The sequence below is a fragment of the Neptunomonas sp. genome, assembly GCF_041601355.1.
Lineage (GTDB): Bacteria > Pseudomonadota > Gammaproteobacteria > Pseudomonadales > Balneatricaceae > Neptunomonas.
Map to the genome: position 1 here is coordinate 1 of NZ_JBFIIH010000020.1, position 16,750 is coordinate 16,750.

A 16,750-nucleotide genomic window follows, 5' to 3' on the forward strand; every position below is an offset into this window, starting at 1 on the left:
ACAACCAGCAGGGATCTTTGCGCTGGTGTTGGTCGCAATCTCTTTTATCTTTGGACCATTGCGAAGTGTAACGGTGGGGCAGCGGATTATTGCGGGTGTGATTGTAGGCCTGGTGTTTAAGTTCTCTCAGGACCTGCTGGGACCTGCCAGTACAGTGATCGGTTTTACGCCCTTGCTGGCAACCGTGATCCCGATCGTTATCTGTCTGTTTTTAGGGTTGTCTTTATTACGAAAAGCCGGTTAAGTGGTTTTTAGCAGGCGGTTGATCCTTCTTTTCAGGTGCCCGCTAGCGCTTATTATCAGGTTCCGGCCGGCTCTTTTTTTTAGGTGCTATTTGGCCTTTTTTTTGGGTGCTAATTGCACTACGCGTGTGCCTGATACTTGATCGTGCCAGGTCAGTCCCTGGTCGGAGAATAACATCCAGAGATAACCTAAACCAGCGCATGCTAAGGAGACAGCCGCCATAAAAAAGCGAATCAAGGCATGCTTCCAACTGAGGCTGTAGCCTTCCTGTGTCTGCACTCTTATGCGCCAGGCCATCATGCCAATGGTCTGGCCGGAACGTGTCCAGAAGTAGCCATAAAATAGAAACATGGAGAGGAATAGCAGCGATTTGTACAGTGCACCCGATACAGGCTCACCATCGTTGATGATGACGCCGATACCGCTGACGATAAACAAAATCGCAATAACGATGAGTACATCGTAAACAAGCGCGGCCAGCCGGCGCATCAGCGACGCTTTCATGACTTGGGTTTGATCGTAAAGTTTTATCATGGTGAACCTTATCCGATTAGAAGCTTAGCTTTAGTTACAGCGCTGAGTTGTTGCTGTATTGCTGAGTTTAAACACAGGCCGAATCCAGGTGCCTATAATGCTGCCGATAAAGGCTGCCACCAGCCATAACCAGCCATGTAAACTGCCAGAAGCAATGCCGCCAAAATAAGCACCGATATTACAGCCAAAAGCGATCGTGGCACCATAACCCAGCATCAATCCGCCAATAATAGCGGCAATCCAGTGTTGCCAGGGCATCCGCCATTGAATAGTTAACTTGCCTGCGAGAGCCGCGGCCATTAAGGCGCCTATAATAATTCCGGCATTCATCAGCGTACCCGCATCGGTTGTCAGTGGCTCCATTAATGCCGACTCCCGGCCGGGTTGCATCCAGTATGTCCAGAAATCCAACTCCAGATCGACTTCCAGCCATGCAGCCATCTTTGCGCCCCATAAGGGGTAGGCAACAGCGACCGCCCAGGGTCTTCCGATCATTGCTAAAGTAATGAAATTCAAAATGGCTAGCGCAATGGCGCCCCAGATGAATGGCCAGGGGCCGGATATAAGTTGACGATAAAGGGGTAAGGAAGAGTGCAGGGCATCTTTTTCGACTGAACCGTGTCGACGTTTCTCTATCACCACGGTGAGCCAGGCAATAACGGCGAAGAGGGCGAGATTCATGATTATTGCCTGAATAACGCCAAACTGTTCGATAAAGGAGTAAGGTGCGAACTGTGGAAGCGTTGTCCACCATTCATAATCTTTACTTGCCCAGAGAGCACCTACGGTAAAACCGATGATGCAGGGAAGGGCGCGTAGTTGGCCTCCGCCGGCATGGTAAAGGTTGCCGGATGCGCAGCCGTTTCCGAGCTGCATGCCGATGCCAAAGACAAAGGCGCCGATAATAATTGACCAGCCGAGCGGTCTGACAAATCCGCTCACATCATTGCCAAACAGATCTCCGGCCGCTAAAGCGGGAAAAAACAGGCACACAGCAACAGCCAGCATTAGCATTTGTGCGCGTAAGCCTTTACCCCGACCGTCAATAATGAGAGCTCTCCATGCAGTCGTGAAACCAAAAGCCGCATGGTAAAGTACCAACCCAAGGGCCGCACCTAACGTCAGTAAACTGGCCTCAAACCAGGATTCGGTATTGGCAAGCCAGACAGTAGCGCCGATAGATAAAGCGGCGGCGCATAACAGTGGCGCAAGATACGCTATCGTCATTGAAGTGGGTCTGTCTGTTACTGTGTTGCTAGACATATTTGAGGACATAGAAGGAAAACCAAATGAATACGGGTGCTAAAAAGGTTGGCTAATATATCACCAGTAGACAATTTCGTTAAGTGCTAACTGTGATGCAGGGAAGCGGTGTCGGGTCTGAATGGGACAGGTGACATATCCAGTGACATATCTGATGAAATAGTCACTGGATATGTCACCAGACCTGTATTAATCAATTGAGCATTAATTTTTGAAAGGTTCAACGTAATCCTGAGCATATTCAGCGGCGAGTGCCTCAGCTTCTTTCATCTGGCTTTCCTGCAGCTTCATTAGCAGACGGCTTTCGATTGAAGCAGCGGTACCGTTACCTAAAGCCGCCGCGTTATGCATCCAGGCGTAAGCAATTATATCCTGAGCATGGCTACTGTCATTGCCATAACCGTTTGAATACAGAGTGCCGAGAAAAAACATCGAATTTGTGTAGCCTTGTTTTGCCGCCTGGCGGTACCAGCGCTCTGCTTCTTCAAAGTTTTGTTCAGTACCTGTAGCGAAATTAAAGCTGCGGCCAAGGTTGTGCTGGGCAGCCACTAAGCCTTGTTTAGCCGCTAATTGATAAAGCTTGAAGGCCATTGCGCCATCGCGTTCAGTACCGTACCCAAACTCATACATTTCGCCGGCACGGTTCTGCGCTGAAGCATCCCCTGCTTTCACTTTAGGCATTAAGGCATCCAGCTCTACCTTGTATTCTATATTTTTAAGTTTGCGCAGGCTGTTAACACTATTGATATTGCCTTGGCGAGCTCCCCGGTCATAAAGAGATTTTGCTTTGGCTATATCCTGTTTTACTCCCCAGCCGTTTTCATAAAGCTGACCCATTAGGTTGGTCGCGTCAGCGTTTCCTTCATCGATCAACTCCTTCAGGTCTTCTATAGCTGTCGCATAATCTTGCTTTTGAATGGCTTCTGTAGCAGCAGAAATACTGGCTGCCATAACATTCATAGATTGCAGCCCAAAGATAAGGCCTGCCGCGGCCAATAACGTTTTCTTGCTCATATCTGGTCATGCCCCAACGGTTTTATGGGATTTAAAAGTGACATCATTATACAGATGCACTGCCGGTATATGGAATTACAAACCCGTTAGCTCTTAGGATAAGGCTGTAATTGGATTAGAACTTCCTAATGTTTGCTATTTTAACGGATGTAATGCTGTGCTGCAGCAATAAACCGTCTTCTTCTTGATATCGATTAACTTTTAGCGCGAGAATCTTACTTTTAATCTGATCGTTTTGCGCTGAGAAGTTCAATCATGTAGCCGTCGGGGTCTTTTGCAAACGCAAGAATAGTGCCTGATGAACTGTTTTTCATCGGCCCGGCTTCACGCACAATATCACCGCCTTTGGCTTTAATAGCTTCGCAGGCTTTGTAAACGTCCTCAACCTCAATGGCAATATGTCCATAGGCATTGCCAAGTTGGTATTCTGAAGTATCCCAGTTATGTGTTAGTTCAAGCGCGGTGTGTAATGATTCATCACCATAGCCAAGAAATGCGAGGGTAAAGCTGCCTTCCGGGTAATCGCGCTTTCTGAGTAATTCCATCCCCAGAATTTCTGTATAGAAGCTGATTGATTTAGTTAAGTCGGTCACGCGTAACATGGTATGTAACAGGCGCATGTTTTACTCCTTTGGTTTTTTAGCTCAAATAATCTTGATCTGACAACGTTGCTGAAAATATTCTAGAATGTCAGTATATCTTATACACTGTTATTATTATCGTGCGGATTATGTAAGGACATACCCATGTTTCAAGATATGACGAAAAGAATGAGTGAATCAATCGAACCCTTTAAAGAGTTGGTCAACATTCAGACACGTATGCTGGAGGAGCTAACTCGCCAGCAGATGGAATGTACTAAATCCTGCATCAATGCGACCATCCAGCAAACAAAGCAGCTACAGCAGTGTAAGACGGCTAATGATCTGCTGTTGTTGCAACAATCCTATGCACAAGAATTAGAAGAAACCTTAAAAGATGCCAGTGAAGAAAACTTAAAATCACTGTATGAAGCGCGTGATGAGATCGAAAAGATCACTAAAAATGCATTTGATGCGTTCGCTTCTGAATAAATGTTTTCGTTCAAATAACTCCCTTGTCTTAAAAGCAGCATCGGGCTGCTTTTTTTGTGTCTGACTATAACCACAGCCCTTTGTGTAATAGTCACATCTGTTGAATATGGAGTAGACATGGATACGCAGATTGGCATCATTTATGGGTCAACAACGGGTAATACCGAACGGGCCGCTGAGTTGATAGCTAAGCAGTTCGGGCGGCAGGCTGTGTTGCATAATATTGCTGAACAGGGCCTGGAAGGCGTTTTATCTTACAGTGCTTGTGTTTTTGGTGTGCCTACCTGGGATTTTGGTGAGCTGCAGGAAGATTGGGAAGACCTGTGGGAAGAGTTTGTAACACTGAATCTTCAAGGTAAACCGTGTGCGCTGTTCGGCTTAGGTGACCAGATTGGTTATGGTGAATGGTTTCTTGATGCGATGGGCTTGTTACATGAGGTCTTACAAACCTCAGGAGCCAAAATCTACGGCCGTTGGCCGGTTGAAGGGTACAAGTTTGAAGCATCTAAAGCATTAAGCCCCGATGGCCGGTTTTTTGTAGGTTTAGCTCTGGATGATGATTGCCAGTTTGCTGAAACTGAAGAGCGGATCAGGATTTGGGTAGAAGAATTAAAACCGCTGCTTGAGTTGTGAAACTCTGATGATATGGTAAATTTTATATGTCTAATGTTTTGTCAATCAAAGGAAGGTTATGATGAAGAAAATTTTCGTAATAGGTATGACAGCCGCTGTATTAATGGGTAGTACCTTGGCAGCAGCAACTGATGTTGAGGATGCGATTGAGTACCGACAGGGTGTTTTTAATACAATAAAATGGAACTTTGGTCCGATGGCTGCCATGGTTAAAGGAAAGATTGACTTTGATGCGGCTGAGTTTTCGCGTCGTGCAGACGTGGTTGCTGTATTGGCCAAACTGCCGCGTGAAGGTTTTATCGAAGGTTCTGATGTGGGCGAGACTGACGCTAAGCCAGAGATCTGGGAAAACAGGGGTGATTTTGATGCCGGCATGGATGCATTAGCTAAAAATGCGACTGCGTTAGCGGATGCCGCCAAATCCGGTGATATGGATGTTATCAAGCCTGTATTTGGCGAGCTGGGAAAAACCTGCAAAGGCTGCCACGATGACTTCCGTGTAGAGGACTAAGTTGAATTGGCGGAACAATCCGCAGTGATTCTGAAACGGAGCTACATGCTCCGTTTTTTATGGGTGAGTCGTTTTGATTGGGAACTGAAATGGATTATTGTTTTCTAACTGATAGCATGTTGAAGAGATAGGTTTTGCCGTAAAGGCGATGAAATAGATGATTTATATTGATCCTTCAGGCCTTTCGGAAGATTCTGATCTGAAGGCGTGGTTCACAGGGTACGTCGGTTTTGTCGTAACGCTGCCGTCAAAGTAGTCTGCAAAGAAAAGCAATAACAAGCAATAGGATTACTTTTTAGCGGTGCTTTTTCATGGAGGAATATCTAATTAATATAGGTGCCGATATGAAAAAGAAAGCGCGTGATTTTGCTATCAGGGCTCATGGTGACCAGATGTACGGATCACTTCCGTATACAGCCCACCTTGATGCTGTTGCAATGATAGTCAAAGAGTATGGCGAAGCCGCGGAGGTGATCGCTTATCTACATGATGTGGTTGAAGATACCGATGTAGGGATTGACGAAATCGCCAGTGAATTCGGAGCCTTCGTATCTGATTGTGTTGCAATAGTGACCGATGAACCGGGTAAATCCAGGAAAGAAAGAAAAATCAAAACATACCGGAAAATGGCCCGTGTCAGTGGTGAAGAGGAGCTTGCTTTGTTAGTAAAAGCGGCTGATCGTTTAGCGAATGTCAGATCTTGTATGGCCGGCGGGAATGCCCGTCTTATGGCTACTTACCGGTCAGAATTTCCGGTTTTTAAGGAGTCAGCTTACCGTGAACAACTGTGTGATGAGATTTGGTCAGAATTACATAAAATCCATAACAGCTGAGCATGATTGCTGCTATCTCACGCCAATGTTGTGACGCAAGAACTATCTCAAAGCTACGTCAGGTATATCGCTAGGTAAACTCCCGCCGCCACAAAGCTGGCAGTAATAAGCATGGCCATATAGTTGGGGTGCGTATCAACCTTGCCCGGTTGGTGCATGAGTTTTTTTCCTGTCAGCATACTTTTTACCAAAGGCTCTTTCTTGATTATTTCGTGGTAAGCCACTGCAATGATATGTAGTGCGATAGCAGCTAGCAGTAAATTGAAATTAAGATGGTGAATTGACGTAAGAAAGTCACTGGTTTTGCTGCTGACGAATGAATAGAGTGGTCCTTCTGTGAAAATATCGTCACTGCTGAACAGACCACTGAACGCCTGAACCAATACTAATAGCATTAACAGGATGACCATCCAGCCACCCAGCGGATTGTGTCCGGGATAGTCGTGCTTCTTGCCTTTGATAAAGCCTTTCAGATAGACCAGCGTGCTTGAAGGCCCTTTTATAAATGAGGAAAAACGCGCATAAGGACTACCTATGACCCCCCAAATGATTCGGTACAGGATCAATCCCAGCATGCAATAGCCGATATATATGTGCCAAGTCATAATGTTGCCGCCTTCTTCGCCCGAAAACCACATAAAGCCGATCCCGGCGACCAGTGACCAGTGAAATAAGCGAATGGAAATATCCCAGACGCTGATAGCGTAACGTTTTGATGTAGTTATATGTGCACGCAGAAGGTTGAGCATGATTAGGTTCCGTTAATCCATAAATGTGTCAGAATGCTTAGCACATAGCCAAGAGCAATGGCCCAGCTCCATTTAAGATGGCTCATAAATGTATAAGTTCCCTGAGCCTGTCCCATTAGCGCAATTCCCGCTGCTGATCCGATAGACAGTAATGAGCCACCCACGCCCGCGGTAAGTGTCACCAGCAACCATTCGTTAGTGTTCATAACAGGGTTCATCGTCAGTACTGCAAACATAACGGGAATGTTGTCAATCACGGCCGATATTACGCCGATGAGTGAATTGGTCCACGTGGTGCCTAGTGAGCCATAAAGTGTGTCAGACAGGAGCGCCAGATATCCTAGCGTCGATAATCCGCCGACACAGAGCACAACGCCGTAGAAAAACATCAGAGTATCCCAGGAGGCGCGCTCTACGACCTTGAAGATATCAAAGCGTCGCACGACATCAGTATGATCACCGCGTATATCCCGCATATCCTGGATATTGTCTTTATGGTGATGATGAATGTGACCGTGATCGATTATCGCTGCTTCATGTTGAGAGAGGTAATAACCATAGAGCTTAAGTACGCCGAGTCCTGTCATCATGCCCAGTACAGGAGGCAAATTTAATATGCTGTGAGCCATGACTGAGGTAGCAATAGTCATTAGAAACAAAAGAATAATGGTTACACCACCGCGTTTCATCTGTTTCTGATGTTCCTGGTGTCGTGCCGGCGGCGCTTTTTCCACGACCCGGGACATCATCAGGGCTGGAACCAGCCAGTTGACCAATGCGGGTAGAAATAAAAGGAAAAACTCCTCAAACTGCACCATGCCTTTTTGCCAGACCATGAGTGTAGTTATGTCGCCGAAGGGGCTGAAGGCCCCACCGGCATTGGCGGCAACAACGATGTTAATACAGCCTACCGTGACAAATTTCAGGTAGTTATTACCTACGGCTAATACCACAGCACCCATTAACAGTGCAGTGGATAAATTATCGGCCAGTGGTGAGATGAAAAACGCGAGCGTTCCTGTAATCCAGTAAATTTGCAGGATTGAGAAATCTTTACGTACTAACCAACTGCGTAATGCAGCAAATACATTGCGTTCCTCCATCATGTTGATGAAAGTCATCGCGGCGAGTAAAAACAGAAACAGCTCGGCATATTCAAGGATGTTATGTCGCACTGCAATACCGGCTGTTTCTGTATCACCATGAAGCGCATAACCGATCCCTACAACTAGCCAGATTAACCCCGCCGCAACGATAATAGGTTTAGATTTACGTAACCGGGTAAACTCTTCTGTTAATACAAACAGGTAGCCAATAACAAAGATTAATAAGGACAGATAACCAAAAAAAGTGTTGGTGAGGTCGATATCCTGTGGTGCTTTATCGATAGTAAAAGCCCACGCCGGCGTGTTAACAACCAATACAAATAAGGTCAGCATTAAGAGCAGAACCAGGATGGAAATAGTGGTGTGTTGACTCAGGATTCTTTTCATTAGACAAGTTTGATATATCTGGTTGATAAAGTCGAATGTTGCAACGCAAAAAAATACAAATAACATATTCCTGTTACAAAGATTTAAAGCCGGACGTGTATCAGTTAAAATATCCACCCTTTTGAATTGCGAGTGTTGAGCATTAACGATGGAAGTCAATCCGATCATAAATGACTTGAAGGATATCGGCGAGCGAGCGGCAGCGCTTTATAGCTATCTTGATTATCCGGGCACCAAAGAACGCCTGGAAGAAGTAGAACGTGAGCTTGAAGATCCTGCGGTCTGGAATGATCCGGAGTATGCTCAGAAGCTTGGCAAAGAGCGTGCCGCTTTGTCCACTATTGTTACCACTCTGGATACGCTCACCTCAGGCGCGACTGATGCGCGTGAGCTGCTGGAGATGGCGGTTGAGGAGGATGACGAAGAAACGGTAGGCGACGTGATTTCTGAAGTCAGCAACCTGATGGCGAAGCTGGAGAAATTAGAATTCCGCCGTATGTTCTCTGGCGAAGTTGACCCTAATAACGCCTTTTTGGACGTTCAGTCAGGCTCCGGTGGTACTGAAGCCCAGGATTGGGCCAATATGGTATTGCGTATGTATTTACGCTGGGGTGAAGACAAAGGATTTAAAACAGAACTCATTGAAGTATCTGATGGTGAGGTAGCGGGTATCAAGTCAGCGACTATACGCTTTGAAGGCGAGTATGCGTTTGGCTGGTTACGCACTGAAACGGGGGTGCACCGCCTGGTGCGTAAGTCGCCGTTTGATTCAGGTGGCCGCCGTCATACTTCATTCTGTTCTGTGTTTGTGTCTCCTGAAATCGACGATAACGTCGATATTGAGATCAATCCTGCTGATCTGCGGGTCGACGTGTATCGTGCATCAGGTGCCGGCGGTCAGCACGTTAACCGGACAGAATCGGCGGTACGTATTACCCACGGCCCTTCGGGTATTGTGGTGCAGAGTCAGAGCCAACGCTCGCAGCATCAGAACAAAGATACCTGTATGAAACAGCTGCGGGCAAAATTGTACGAAATGGAGATGCTGAAACGCAGCGCCGCCGCTCAGGAGCTGGAAGATTCCAAAGCGGATATCGGCTGGGGAAGCCAGATCCGCTCCTACGTACTGGATGATCAGCGCATAAAAGATCTACGTACTAATGTACAGTCGTCCAACTGTGACAAAGTGCTGGACGGCGATCTGGATCTGTTTATTAAAGCCAGTCTGAAAGCTGGTCTGTAACGAATTATTAACTTAAAGGTTCACCACACCCATGTCTGATAACACTCAGAAGCAAGATCAGAAACAAGATGAAAACCGACTGATTGCAGAGCGTCGGGAAAAACTGAATGCTCTGCGTGAAGCGGGTAATGCTTTTCCGAACAGCTTTCGTCGTGACAGTTATGCTCAGGATCTGTTAGAGCAGTTTGGTGAGAAAACCAAAGAAGAGCTGGAAGAAGCCGCGCATACGGTCAGCATTGCCGGACGTGTGGTACTGAATCGTGGCGCTTTTGGCGTAATTCAGGATATGACCGGACGCATTCAGTTTTATGTAAACAAAGCGGCACGTCCTTTTGCTAAGAGCCTCGATCTGGGTGACATTATCGGTGTTACCGGTGTGTTGCATAAATCGGGAAAAGGTGACCTTTATGTGGATCTGGGTGAATATCAGCTGCTGACGAAAAGCTTGCGTCCATTGCCGGATAAACACAAAGGGTTGCAGGATACTGAAATCCGTTATCGTCAGCGCTATGTAGACCTGATTACGAATGAACAGTCCCGCAAAGTATTTGAGGCACGTTCTAAAATTGTTTCCGGTATTCGTAACTACCTGACAGAACGTCGCTTTATTGAAGCTGAAACGCCGATGTTGCAGGTCATTCCGGGTGGTGCAGCTGCCCGCCCGTTTATTACGCACCATAACGCATTGGATCGTGATATGTATCTGCGTATCGCGCCGGAGCTCTATCTGAAGCGTCTGGTTGTGGGTGGTTTTGAGCGGGTGTTCGAAATTAACCGTAACTTCCGCAATGAAGGGCTTTCTACACGTCATAATCCAGAATTCACCATGATCGAGTTTTATCAGGCGTATGCGGACTATCATGACCTGATGGACCTGACTGAAGACATGCTGCGCACGGTGGCTCAAAATGTATTAGGCACGACGACCATTGTTAATACGGTACGTAACGAAGAGGGCGAAGTACTCGAATCTTTCGATTACGATCTGTCTAAGTCGTTCACCCGTTTGAGTGTGTTTGATTCTGTGTTGCAATATAACCCGGAAATTACCGCTGAGGCGCTGGCTGATGATAATGCCGCGCGTCAAATCGCCGAACGTATGGATATTGACGTCAAAGATGGTTGGGGTCTGGGGCGTGTGCAGATCGAGATCTTCGAAAAAACGGTAGAGCATCGTTTGCAACAGCCTACTTTTATTACTGAATATCCTACCGAAGTGTCTCCGTTGGCGCGTCGTAATGATGACAATCCATTTGTTACCGACCGTTTTGAGTTCTTTGTGGCGGGCCGTGAATTGGCTAATGGTTTCTCGGAGTTGAATGACTCTGAAGATCAGGCGGAACGTTTCCGTGCGCAGGTAGCAGAAATGGAAGCAGGTGACGATGAAGCGATGCATTATGATGATGATTACATCAATGCACTAGAGTATGGTTTACCGCCAACAGCGGGTGAAGGTATCGGGATTGACCGTCTGGTGATGTTGTTTACCGATTCAGCGTCTATCCGTGATGTTATTCTGTTTCCGGCTATGCGCCCACGCGCATAACTGCTGGGTTTTAGTGATTAAGGCTGCTTCGGCAGCCTTTTTTATGCGTGTATAGAAGGTTGCGTTTAAAGGTATTGGCAACAGGGCGAGCTGTCATCCGCTTATGTCTGTGGTTTGTCGTCAATGCCTGAGGATAGTTCATTTTCCATATTGTCTGCATCATGAAGAATATCAACCACTTCTGAGGCCATATCCGGCATCGTTTCAATCACCGCTGCCGCGACATCCATCGCTTGCTCTGGCTGGAACTCGGCAAAGTGAGTGACCAGTTCGGTAGCGGAGTCGTGATAAGCATCGGCATCGGCCGGACGCAGGTGGTCGAATTCTTCCTGTATATTTGCCGGAAATTGATCGGCTAGCTCGGCGACAATATCCGCCAACCTTTCGGGTTGATGTTCTACCATCCATGCCACTAGCTCTGATGCGTGATCCGGCGCATTGCTGGCGAGCGCCTCTGCAATCTCAAGACTAAGATCGGGTGCTACACGGGTGATAGCGGTGAAAAGGCGAGCCACATCTATATCATCGACTTGAGAGAGAGCCGAAACGAGTACTGCTGCTTTTTCCGGAGAAGTCAGAGCAATCTGTTTTACCATATTAACCGCGGCCGCCGGGCTGCTTTCGGCGATGGTGATAGCTACCTGTGCTTCCAGGTTAAGTGGCGTATCTACATAATAGTGAGTACGTGGATCGAGCTCTAGCAGCGGCGCGCCAGTTGAGGTTTGCATAACAAAGCTTTCCTGATCTTCTATCGGTAGTGGCGCACTGACACGCATCCGATAAAGGACAAAGATCAGTAAAAATACTTCTGAACTAACTAAAAAAACGAATAAAGCATCATGACCTAAGTGCTTCATTACAATTGAGGAACTGAGTGGGCCGAAAATGCTGCCTAACGCATAGATGCTGAGTAATCCGCCCATGGCCGCCGCCATGTCTGAGCGTTGCACCTTATCAAAGGTTTCTGAAATACTCATTGGGTATAGACAGGTGAAAATTCCCGTACTGATCGCCGTGGTGAGCATCATGATAGACAGCCATTGATTCTGTGCGCTCCACGGGATAATCAGGGTTGCGACAATATTGACTACTAAAAGATAAAAAAGCACGGTACGGCGATCAAATCGGTCAGAGAGCATGCCGACAGGAAATTGTAATAAAAAGGCTCCCAGGATGGCTGAAGCCATATACAGCGTCAATTCAAAGCCGCTAATATCGTAATTCGCGGCAAAAACGGGCAGCATATTGACCATTGCAGCGTACATCAAACCGCCAAAGAAGCAGCTAACTACGCCTAAGGGGGAGAGGGTAGCCAGTTGCTTAAAAGACATGCCCTGTGTTTCATGTATGACGGGGCCGGCCCGGCGGCTCATAATTAACGGTATGAGGGCGAGGCAGAGCAGTATACCGGCAACAATAAAGATTGTTTGTGAAGTCGGCGGCGCAAGGTTTAACAGGAACTGGCCACAAAAAAGTGCTGCCATCACCACTACCTGGCTAGTGGCCAGGATACGGCCACGTGTTTTGTCACTGGAGGCTTCACTTAGCCAGCCATCAATAACAGCGAATGCACAGGCGATGCAAAACCCCATCAGCATGCGCATAGCGCCCCAAATCCATTCATTCATGGTGAGGCTGCAGGCAAGAATAGCAATAGCACTCAATGCCGCACTGGCTGAAAATATCCTGATATGTCCGACCCGGCTAATCAGGCGCCGGCAATATAAACCACCCATTAGCATGCCGACGGCATACATGGATAAAACAAGACCAATGGTGTCGGTACTCATCCCTTCCATGCCCATTCTGACCGGCAGAAGAATACCGATAAGGCCAAAACCCAACATCAGGATAAAGAAGCTGATAAACAGTGTAATCAAGGGTAAAAGTGTAATAATCACCAGGCATTGTCCAGTTTGTCGGGTTTCTGCAGGCGGCTGTGCCGTTTGCAAAGAATTAAGTCAAAAGATTTTAGTGTAAAGGTTGGCAGGGTAACATTTATTGTTAATCGTAGGATATGGTGTTCGATCTCGTTCGCGTTTAAGAGAATAAAAAAATGAGGCTAATTATATGTTAGAGCGTGCAAAAAGTTGGCAGCCCTATTTAGAAGATGAAATTAAAGCGCCGTACATGCAATCGCTACTGGCTTTTTTACAGCAAGAAAAAAAGCGGCATAAAGTGATTTTCCCACCTGAAGCAAGTTGGTTTCATGCATTACAAGTGACCGCTTTGGATCAGGTTAAAGTGGTGATCATCGGTCAGGATCCTTACCATCAGCCCGGGCAGGCGCATGGCTTGTGCTTTTCCGTGAAGCCGGGTGTTAAAACGCCACCTTCTTTAGTGAATATATACAAAGAATTAGAGTCCGATTTAGCTATCCCGCGTGCTGAGCATGGTTGTCTTGAAAGCTGGGCGCAGCAGGGTGTTTTACTGCTTAATGCCGTACTGACGGTGCAGGATTCCAGTGCGGCGTCTCACCAGGGAAAAGGCTGGGAGCAGTTTACCGATAAAGTGATCGAAGTCGTCAATCGAGAGTGCGAGCATGTGGTGTTTCTGCTTTGGGGAAGTTATGCGCAAAAAAAAGGAGCCATGATTGACCAAACCCGCCACCTTGTATTAAAAGCGCCACATCCGTCCCCGCTTGCCGCACATCGCGGTTTTTTTGGTTGTCGTCATTTTAGTCAGGCCAATCAGTATTTGCTGCAGCATGCAAAGCAACCGATTAACTGGCAGCTGCCGGAAAGTGAGAGTGTTAAAGGGGAGGTTGTACAAGGTGATTTGTGGTCATAACAGAGCCGCAGAATGCGACTCTGTTACAATTAACGCTATTAATTACAACGGTTAGCGTTTGCTGGTAAACAGTTCGGGATCAAGTTCATAGGGAAGGGGAAGTAATTCAAGCTGTGGGCCTTGTGAGCTTTCAATATGAATGCTGCTCTCATCTGCCTGTGATTTGTTGATCACCGCGAGAAGCGTTACTTCTTGTTCGCCGCTGTGTGCCGCGATAACAACCTGCCCTACATTATCTTTATCAGCGGAATATAACTGATCGCCCGGCTGCGGCAGGGTGGCAGTCTTTATCTGTGCCAGATACATCGGCTTAGTGAGTTTGCCGCGGTGTTGCAGGCGTGTGACTATCTCCTGACCCGTGTAGCAGCCTTTGTTAAAACTGACGCCTTTCAGTGCCTGAAGATTGGTCATCTGTGGGATGAACGCTTCGAGTGTTGCGCTGCGCAAATCAGGAATGCCTGCTTTTATCTCTTCAAGAACCCATGCCTGAGTGGTTCCCAGTGGAGCTAAGCGGATCAGCTGTTCTAGTGCCTCCGCAGCTTCGCAGGCTGGCAGCCATAGTTCATAGCGGTCACCCGGTACTTTGACGGCTACTTTTTTTCCGGCATGAATCGCTCTGTCGGTTTCCGATGGCAGCTTATCAAATAGTTTTTCAACCAGAGTGCCGGCACCGGGACCCATGAGTCCGAAGCCTACTACTTGGTCACTTATGTCCTCTGCCTCTGCTTTAGAGAACATGATGTACTTTTTCAGATTGTTAAGCCCGCCTTGAAGAATATCCTGATGCGTGCGTAGCCAAAAACCACCCTCAACGGCGATGGCACGATAAAGCGCCAGCATGCCACCTTTGATGTTGCAGTGGGCGCCTAAACGGCTGCCCAGCTGGCTGGTGTCGCGCATATCACAGCTGAGCTGGCCTTGAAGAAATTTTTCTGCTTCAGGGCCGATGATGCTGATGACCCGGTTGTGAAGCAGGGGGACGATGCGTGTCTGGCTATCATGTTCAGGTACCGAGATAATCTCGTCCTCCTGTTCAGACAGCGTAACCTGATAGGTCTGTAGTAGTGTTGTCCATTGGCTCATCATTCATATCCTGTTTAATAGGGTTCGCTATCGCTGTGTGGCCAGTTTTTCGCCCAATTTTACAGGCGATTCTGCCTTAAATGTCCCTACCCACTCAATGGCATCAGGGCCAAATAATAAAATCACGGTTGAGCCCAGTTTGAAGCGTCCCATCTCTTCTCCTTTTTCCAGCACTATCGGTGTGGTGGGTTCAGGCAGGTAGGGTGTTCGAAGCGGTTGTCTCAGCATAGGTGCGACCTGGCCGCCCCATACCGTTTCGATACCCGCAACAATCATCGCACCGACCAAAATCATTGCCATTGGGCCTGCTTCGGTATCAAAAATGGCAACCAGTCGCTCATTACGTGCAAACAACTGATCTACGTTTTCAGCGGTTGTCCGGTTAACTGAAAACAGATCGCCCGGCACATAGACTGTCTCACGAAGCGTGCCTTTTATTGGCATGTGAACCCGATGATAATCTCTTGGCGATAGATATATGGTGGTAAAAAAACCATTTTTAAAGGGGTTGGCGAGCTCTTCGTAACCGCCCAGCAGGGTTGTCAGGCCGTAGCCTCGGCCTTTAGCCTGAAAAATACGGCCATGTTGAATCGCGCCTATTTGGCTGATAGCACCGTCGGCGGGTGAAACGAGTGCATCAGGCTCCGGGTTTATTTGTCTGATACCCGGCTTCAGTTCACGCGTGAAAAACGCATTGAAAGAGGAGTAGTCCGTGGGCTCTTCGACTAAGGCTTCTGCCATGTTTACCTGGTATTTTTTAGCAAACCAACTGATAAAACGATTTTTTACCCATGGGTTGGTGCAATCGGCAAGGCGACCTGCCAGGCGGGACAGAAGGTGTTGTGGGACGATGTGCTGGAAGAGAATAAATAATTTTTGCTTCACCAAAAACTCCTAAAAGGTAACAATAATGTGTCAAAGATCAGATTTCGACCGGTGTATCTGGCAGGTTGCCCCATTCAAACCATGAGCCGTCATAGCATTTTACATCACTAAGGCCTGCATGCAGTGCTGCGATATAGGTGAGCCCTGAGCGACGATGTGTCTGGCAGTGGGTGATAACCGTTTTATCTGGTTCGATGCCGGCTTTGATGATCCGTTCCATTAACTGATCTGGAGAGGCCAGTAAAGGGGGATTCAGCTGTACGAAGGAATCAGTCCATTCCAACCAGTGTGCGCCAGGAATATGGCCGCCTTTTATGGCATTAACGACTCTTGCGCCGATAAACTCATCATGAGAACGCGCATCCCAAATCGAGATGTCATCCTGACCCATATGGGCCATGAGATAGTCTTTATCAGCAATCAGGTCGGAGGTCGTGGATACATTGATTGCAGAAGGTGCTGCCTGGTTAAACGTTGCTTCAAGTGGATAACCCGCGGCAGCCCAGGCTGGTAAATGGCCGTTAAGAAACGATGCGTTTCTCAGGCCTGCGCAATGCATACTCCAGATAAAACGTCCTGCCAGCGGACCGTTTTGGTCATCATATACAACGACATGACTGTTTTCAGTGATACCGCACTCAGAAAACAACTGAGAAAGTTGTCGGTCATCCGCGATCTTGTTGGGAACAGGAGCGGCGCCATTTTGCAAGCGGCCGGCATCTGCCCAGATGGCACCGGGAATATGCTCTTGCCGATAGTGATCGGCAGCAGAAAGATCAATGATAATCAGATGTGGATTTTTTATAACGGAATGTAATTGAGCTGAATCGATAACCAAAGGGAGAAGCATGTGTGTC

17 protein-coding genes and 1 pseudogene are annotated in these 16,750 nt (G+C 47.4%); 8 read left to right on the top strand and 10 right to left on the bottom strand.

Features of this window, described 5'->3' with window-relative positions:
• Positions 1–244 (top strand): annotated as a pseudogene (locus ABY436_RS05050) (LPS export ABC transporter permease LptG); the annotation flags it as partial.
• 86 nt (positions 245–330) lie between these two features.
• On the opposite strand, the gene ABY436_RS05055 reads toward ABY436_RS05050, so the two are convergent.
• The 4 genes from ABY436_RS05055 to gloA form a co-directional block, all read right to left on the bottom strand.
• Positions 331–777 (bottom strand): RDD family protein, encoded by a 447-nt coding sequence (locus ABY436_RS05055; protein ID WP_372737931.1) that lies wholly within the window; start codon positions 775–777, stop codon positions 331–333.
• Between the two features lie 30 nt (positions 778–807).
• Positions 808–2,040 carry a YeeE/YedE family protein gene (locus ABY436_RS05060; RefSeq protein WP_372737932.1) on the bottom strand — a complete coding sequence of 411 codons (1,233 nt, stop codon included), beginning with the start codon at positions 2,038–2,040 and terminating at the stop codon, positions 808–810.
• Between the two features lie 204 nt (positions 2,041–2,244).
• Entirely contained in the window at positions 2,245–3,054 is an 810-nt protein-coding gene (locus tag ABY436_RS05065; RefSeq protein WP_372737933.1) for a tetratricopeptide repeat protein, read from the bottom strand.
• A gap of 221 nt (positions 3,055–3,275) precedes the next feature.
• Positions 3,276–3,674 carry a lactoylglutathione lyase gene (gloA, locus tag ABY436_RS05070; protein WP_372737934.1) on the bottom strand — a complete coding sequence of 133 codons (399 nt, stop codon included), beginning with the start codon at positions 3,672–3,674 and terminating at the stop codon, positions 3,276–3,278.
• Positions 3,675–3,800: 126 nt separating this feature from the next.
• On the opposite strand from gloA, the gene ABY436_RS05075 reads away from it, so the two are divergent.
• The 4 genes from ABY436_RS05075 to ABY436_RS05090 all read left to right on the top strand — a co-directional run bounded on the left by ABY436_RS05075 (position 3,801) and on the right by ABY436_RS05090 (position 6,104).
• Positions 3,801–4,127, top strand: a complete 327-nt coding sequence (locus ABY436_RS05075) for a phasin family protein (protein WP_372737935.1) — start codon at positions 3,801–3,803, stop codon at positions 4,125–4,127.
• Positions 4,128–4,244: 117 nt separating this feature from the next.
• Positions 4,245–4,760, top strand: coding sequence for a flavodoxin (locus ABY436_RS05080; protein WP_372737936.1), 516 nt, complete (start codon positions 4,245–4,247; stop codon positions 4,758–4,760).
• Positions 4,761–4,818: 58 nt separating this feature from the next.
• Positions 4,819–5,271, top strand: coding sequence for a cytochrome c (locus tag ABY436_RS05085; RefSeq protein WP_372737937.1), 453 nt, complete (start codon positions 4,819–4,821; stop codon positions 5,269–5,271).
• A gap of 344 nt (positions 5,272–5,615) precedes the next feature.
• Positions 5,616–6,104 (top strand): HD domain-containing protein, encoded by a 489-nt coding sequence (locus tag ABY436_RS05090; protein ID WP_372737938.1) that lies wholly within the window; start codon positions 5,616–5,618, stop codon positions 6,102–6,104.
• A gap of 53 nt (positions 6,105–6,157) precedes the next feature.
• On the opposite strand, the gene ABY436_RS05095 is transcribed toward ABY436_RS05090, so the two are convergent.
• Together ABY436_RS05095 and nhaD are read right to left on the bottom strand one after the other, a co-directional pair.
• Positions 6,158–6,853, bottom strand: a complete 696-nt coding sequence (locus ABY436_RS05095) for a cytochrome b/b6 domain-containing protein (RefSeq protein ID WP_372737939.1) — start codon at positions 6,851–6,853, stop codon at positions 6,158–6,160.
• Positions 6,854–6,855: 2 nt separating this feature from the next.
• Positions 6,856–8,292, bottom strand: coding sequence for a sodium:proton antiporter NhaD (gene nhaD, locus ABY436_RS05100; RefSeq protein WP_372737940.1), 1,437 nt, complete (start codon positions 8,290–8,292; stop codon positions 6,856–6,858).
• 202 nt (positions 8,293–8,494) lie between these two features.
• On the opposite strand from nhaD, the gene prfB reads away from it, so the two are divergent.
• Both prfB and lysS read left to right on the top strand, forming a co-directional pair.
• The gene (prfB, locus tag ABY436_RS05105) at positions 8,495–9,589 is read left to right on the top strand and encodes a peptide chain release factor 2 (protein WP_372737941.1); all 1,095 of its coding nucleotides are present in this window, start codon (positions 8,495–8,497) and stop codon (positions 9,587–9,589) included.
• A 31-nt stretch (positions 9,590–9,620) separates the two neighbouring features.
• The gene (gene lysS, locus ABY436_RS05110; RefSeq protein ID WP_372737942.1) at positions 9,621–11,135 is read left to right on the top strand and encodes a lysine--tRNA ligase; all 1,515 of its coding nucleotides are present in this window, start codon (positions 9,621–9,623) and stop codon (positions 11,133–11,135) included.
• 101 nt (positions 11,136–11,236) lie between these two features.
• Here the strand turns inward: lysS and ABY436_RS05115 are convergent, their stop codons facing one another.
• Positions 11,237–13,036: an MFS transporter gene (locus ABY436_RS05115; RefSeq protein WP_372737943.1), complete on the bottom strand. Its 1,800-nt coding sequence runs from the start codon at positions 13,034–13,036 to the stop codon at positions 11,237–11,239.
• A gap of 169 nt (positions 13,037–13,205) precedes the next feature.
• Here ABY436_RS05115 and ung point away from each other — a divergent pair, with 169 nt between their 5' ends.
• Positions 13,206–13,925: a uracil-DNA glycosylase gene (gene ung, locus ABY436_RS05120; RefSeq protein WP_372737944.1), complete on the top strand. Its 720-nt coding sequence runs from the start codon at positions 13,206–13,208 to the stop codon at positions 13,923–13,925.
• Positions 13,926–13,976: 51 nt separating this feature from the next.
• On the opposite strand, the gene ABY436_RS05125 is transcribed toward ung, so the two are convergent.
• Genes ABY436_RS05125 through ABY436_RS05135 form a run of 3 tightly spaced genes read right to left on the bottom strand, consistent with a single transcriptional unit; the run spans position 13,977 to position 16,743 of the window.
• Entirely contained in the window at positions 13,977–15,011 is a 1,035-nt protein-coding gene (locus ABY436_RS05125; protein WP_372737945.1) for a folate-binding protein YgfZ, read from the bottom strand.
• A 24-nt stretch (positions 15,012–15,035) separates the two neighbouring features.
• Positions 15,036–15,893, bottom strand: a complete 858-nt coding sequence (gene asd, locus ABY436_RS05130) for an archaetidylserine decarboxylase (RefSeq protein ID WP_372737946.1) — start codon at positions 15,891–15,893, stop codon at positions 15,036–15,038.
• A gap of 37 nt (positions 15,894–15,930) precedes the next feature.
• Positions 15,931–16,743 (bottom strand): sulfurtransferase, encoded by an 813-nt coding sequence (locus ABY436_RS05135; RefSeq protein WP_372737947.1) that lies wholly within the window; start codon positions 16,741–16,743, stop codon positions 15,931–15,933.
• Positions 16,744–16,750: the final 7 nt, after the last annotated feature.

Coding starts and splice junctions, on each gene's coding strand:
- ABY436_RS05055 (WP_372737931.1), bottom strand. CDS start 777: ATGATAAAACTTTACGATCAAACCCAAGTCATGAAAGCGTCGCTGATG.
- ABY436_RS05060 (WP_372737932.1), bottom strand. CDS start 2,040: ATGTCTAGCAACACAGTAACAGACAGACCCACTTCAATGACGATAGCG.
- ABY436_RS05065 (WP_372737933.1), bottom strand. CDS start 3,054: ATGAGCAAGAAAACGTTATTGGCCGCGGCAGGCCTTATCTTTGGGCTG.
- gloA (WP_372737934.1), bottom strand. CDS start 3,674: ATGCGCCTGTTACATACCATGTTACGCGTGACCGACTTAACTAAATCA.
- ABY436_RS05075 (WP_372737935.1), top strand. CDS start 3,801: ATGTTTCAAGATATGACGAAAAGAATGAGTGAATCAATCGAACCCTTT.
- ABY436_RS05080 (WP_372737936.1), top strand. CDS start 4,245: ATGGATACGCAGATTGGCATCATTTATGGGTCAACAACGGGTAATACC.
- ABY436_RS05085 (WP_372737937.1), top strand. CDS start 4,819: ATGATGAAGAAAATTTTCGTAATAGGTATGACAGCCGCTGTATTAATG.
- ABY436_RS05090 (WP_372737938.1), top strand. CDS start 5,616: ATGAAAAAGAAAGCGCGTGATTTTGCTATCAGGGCTCATGGTGACCAG.
- ABY436_RS05095 (WP_372737939.1), bottom strand. CDS start 6,853: ATGCTCAACCTTCTGCGTGCACATATAACTACATCAAAACGTTACGCT.
- nhaD (WP_372737940.1), bottom strand. CDS start 8,292: ATGCTGACCTTATTTGTATTGGTTGTTAACACGCCGGCGTGGGCTTTT.
- prfB (WP_372737941.1), top strand. CDS start 8,495: ATGGAAGTCAATCCGATCATAAATGACTTGAAGGATATCGGCGAGCGA.
- lysS (WP_372737942.1), top strand. CDS start 9,621: ATGTCTGATAACACTCAGAAGCAAGATCAGAAACAAGATGAAAACCGA.
- ung (WP_372737944.1), top strand. CDS start 13,206: ATGTTAGAGCGTGCAAAAAGTTGGCAGCCCTATTTAGAAGATGAAATT.
- ABY436_RS05125 (WP_372737945.1), bottom strand. CDS start 15,011: ATGATGAGCCAATGGACAACACTACTACAGACCTATCAGGTTACGCTG.
- ABY436_RS05135 (WP_372737947.1), bottom strand. CDS start 16,743: ATGCTTCTCCCTTTGGTTATCGATTCAGCTCAATTACATTCCGTTATA.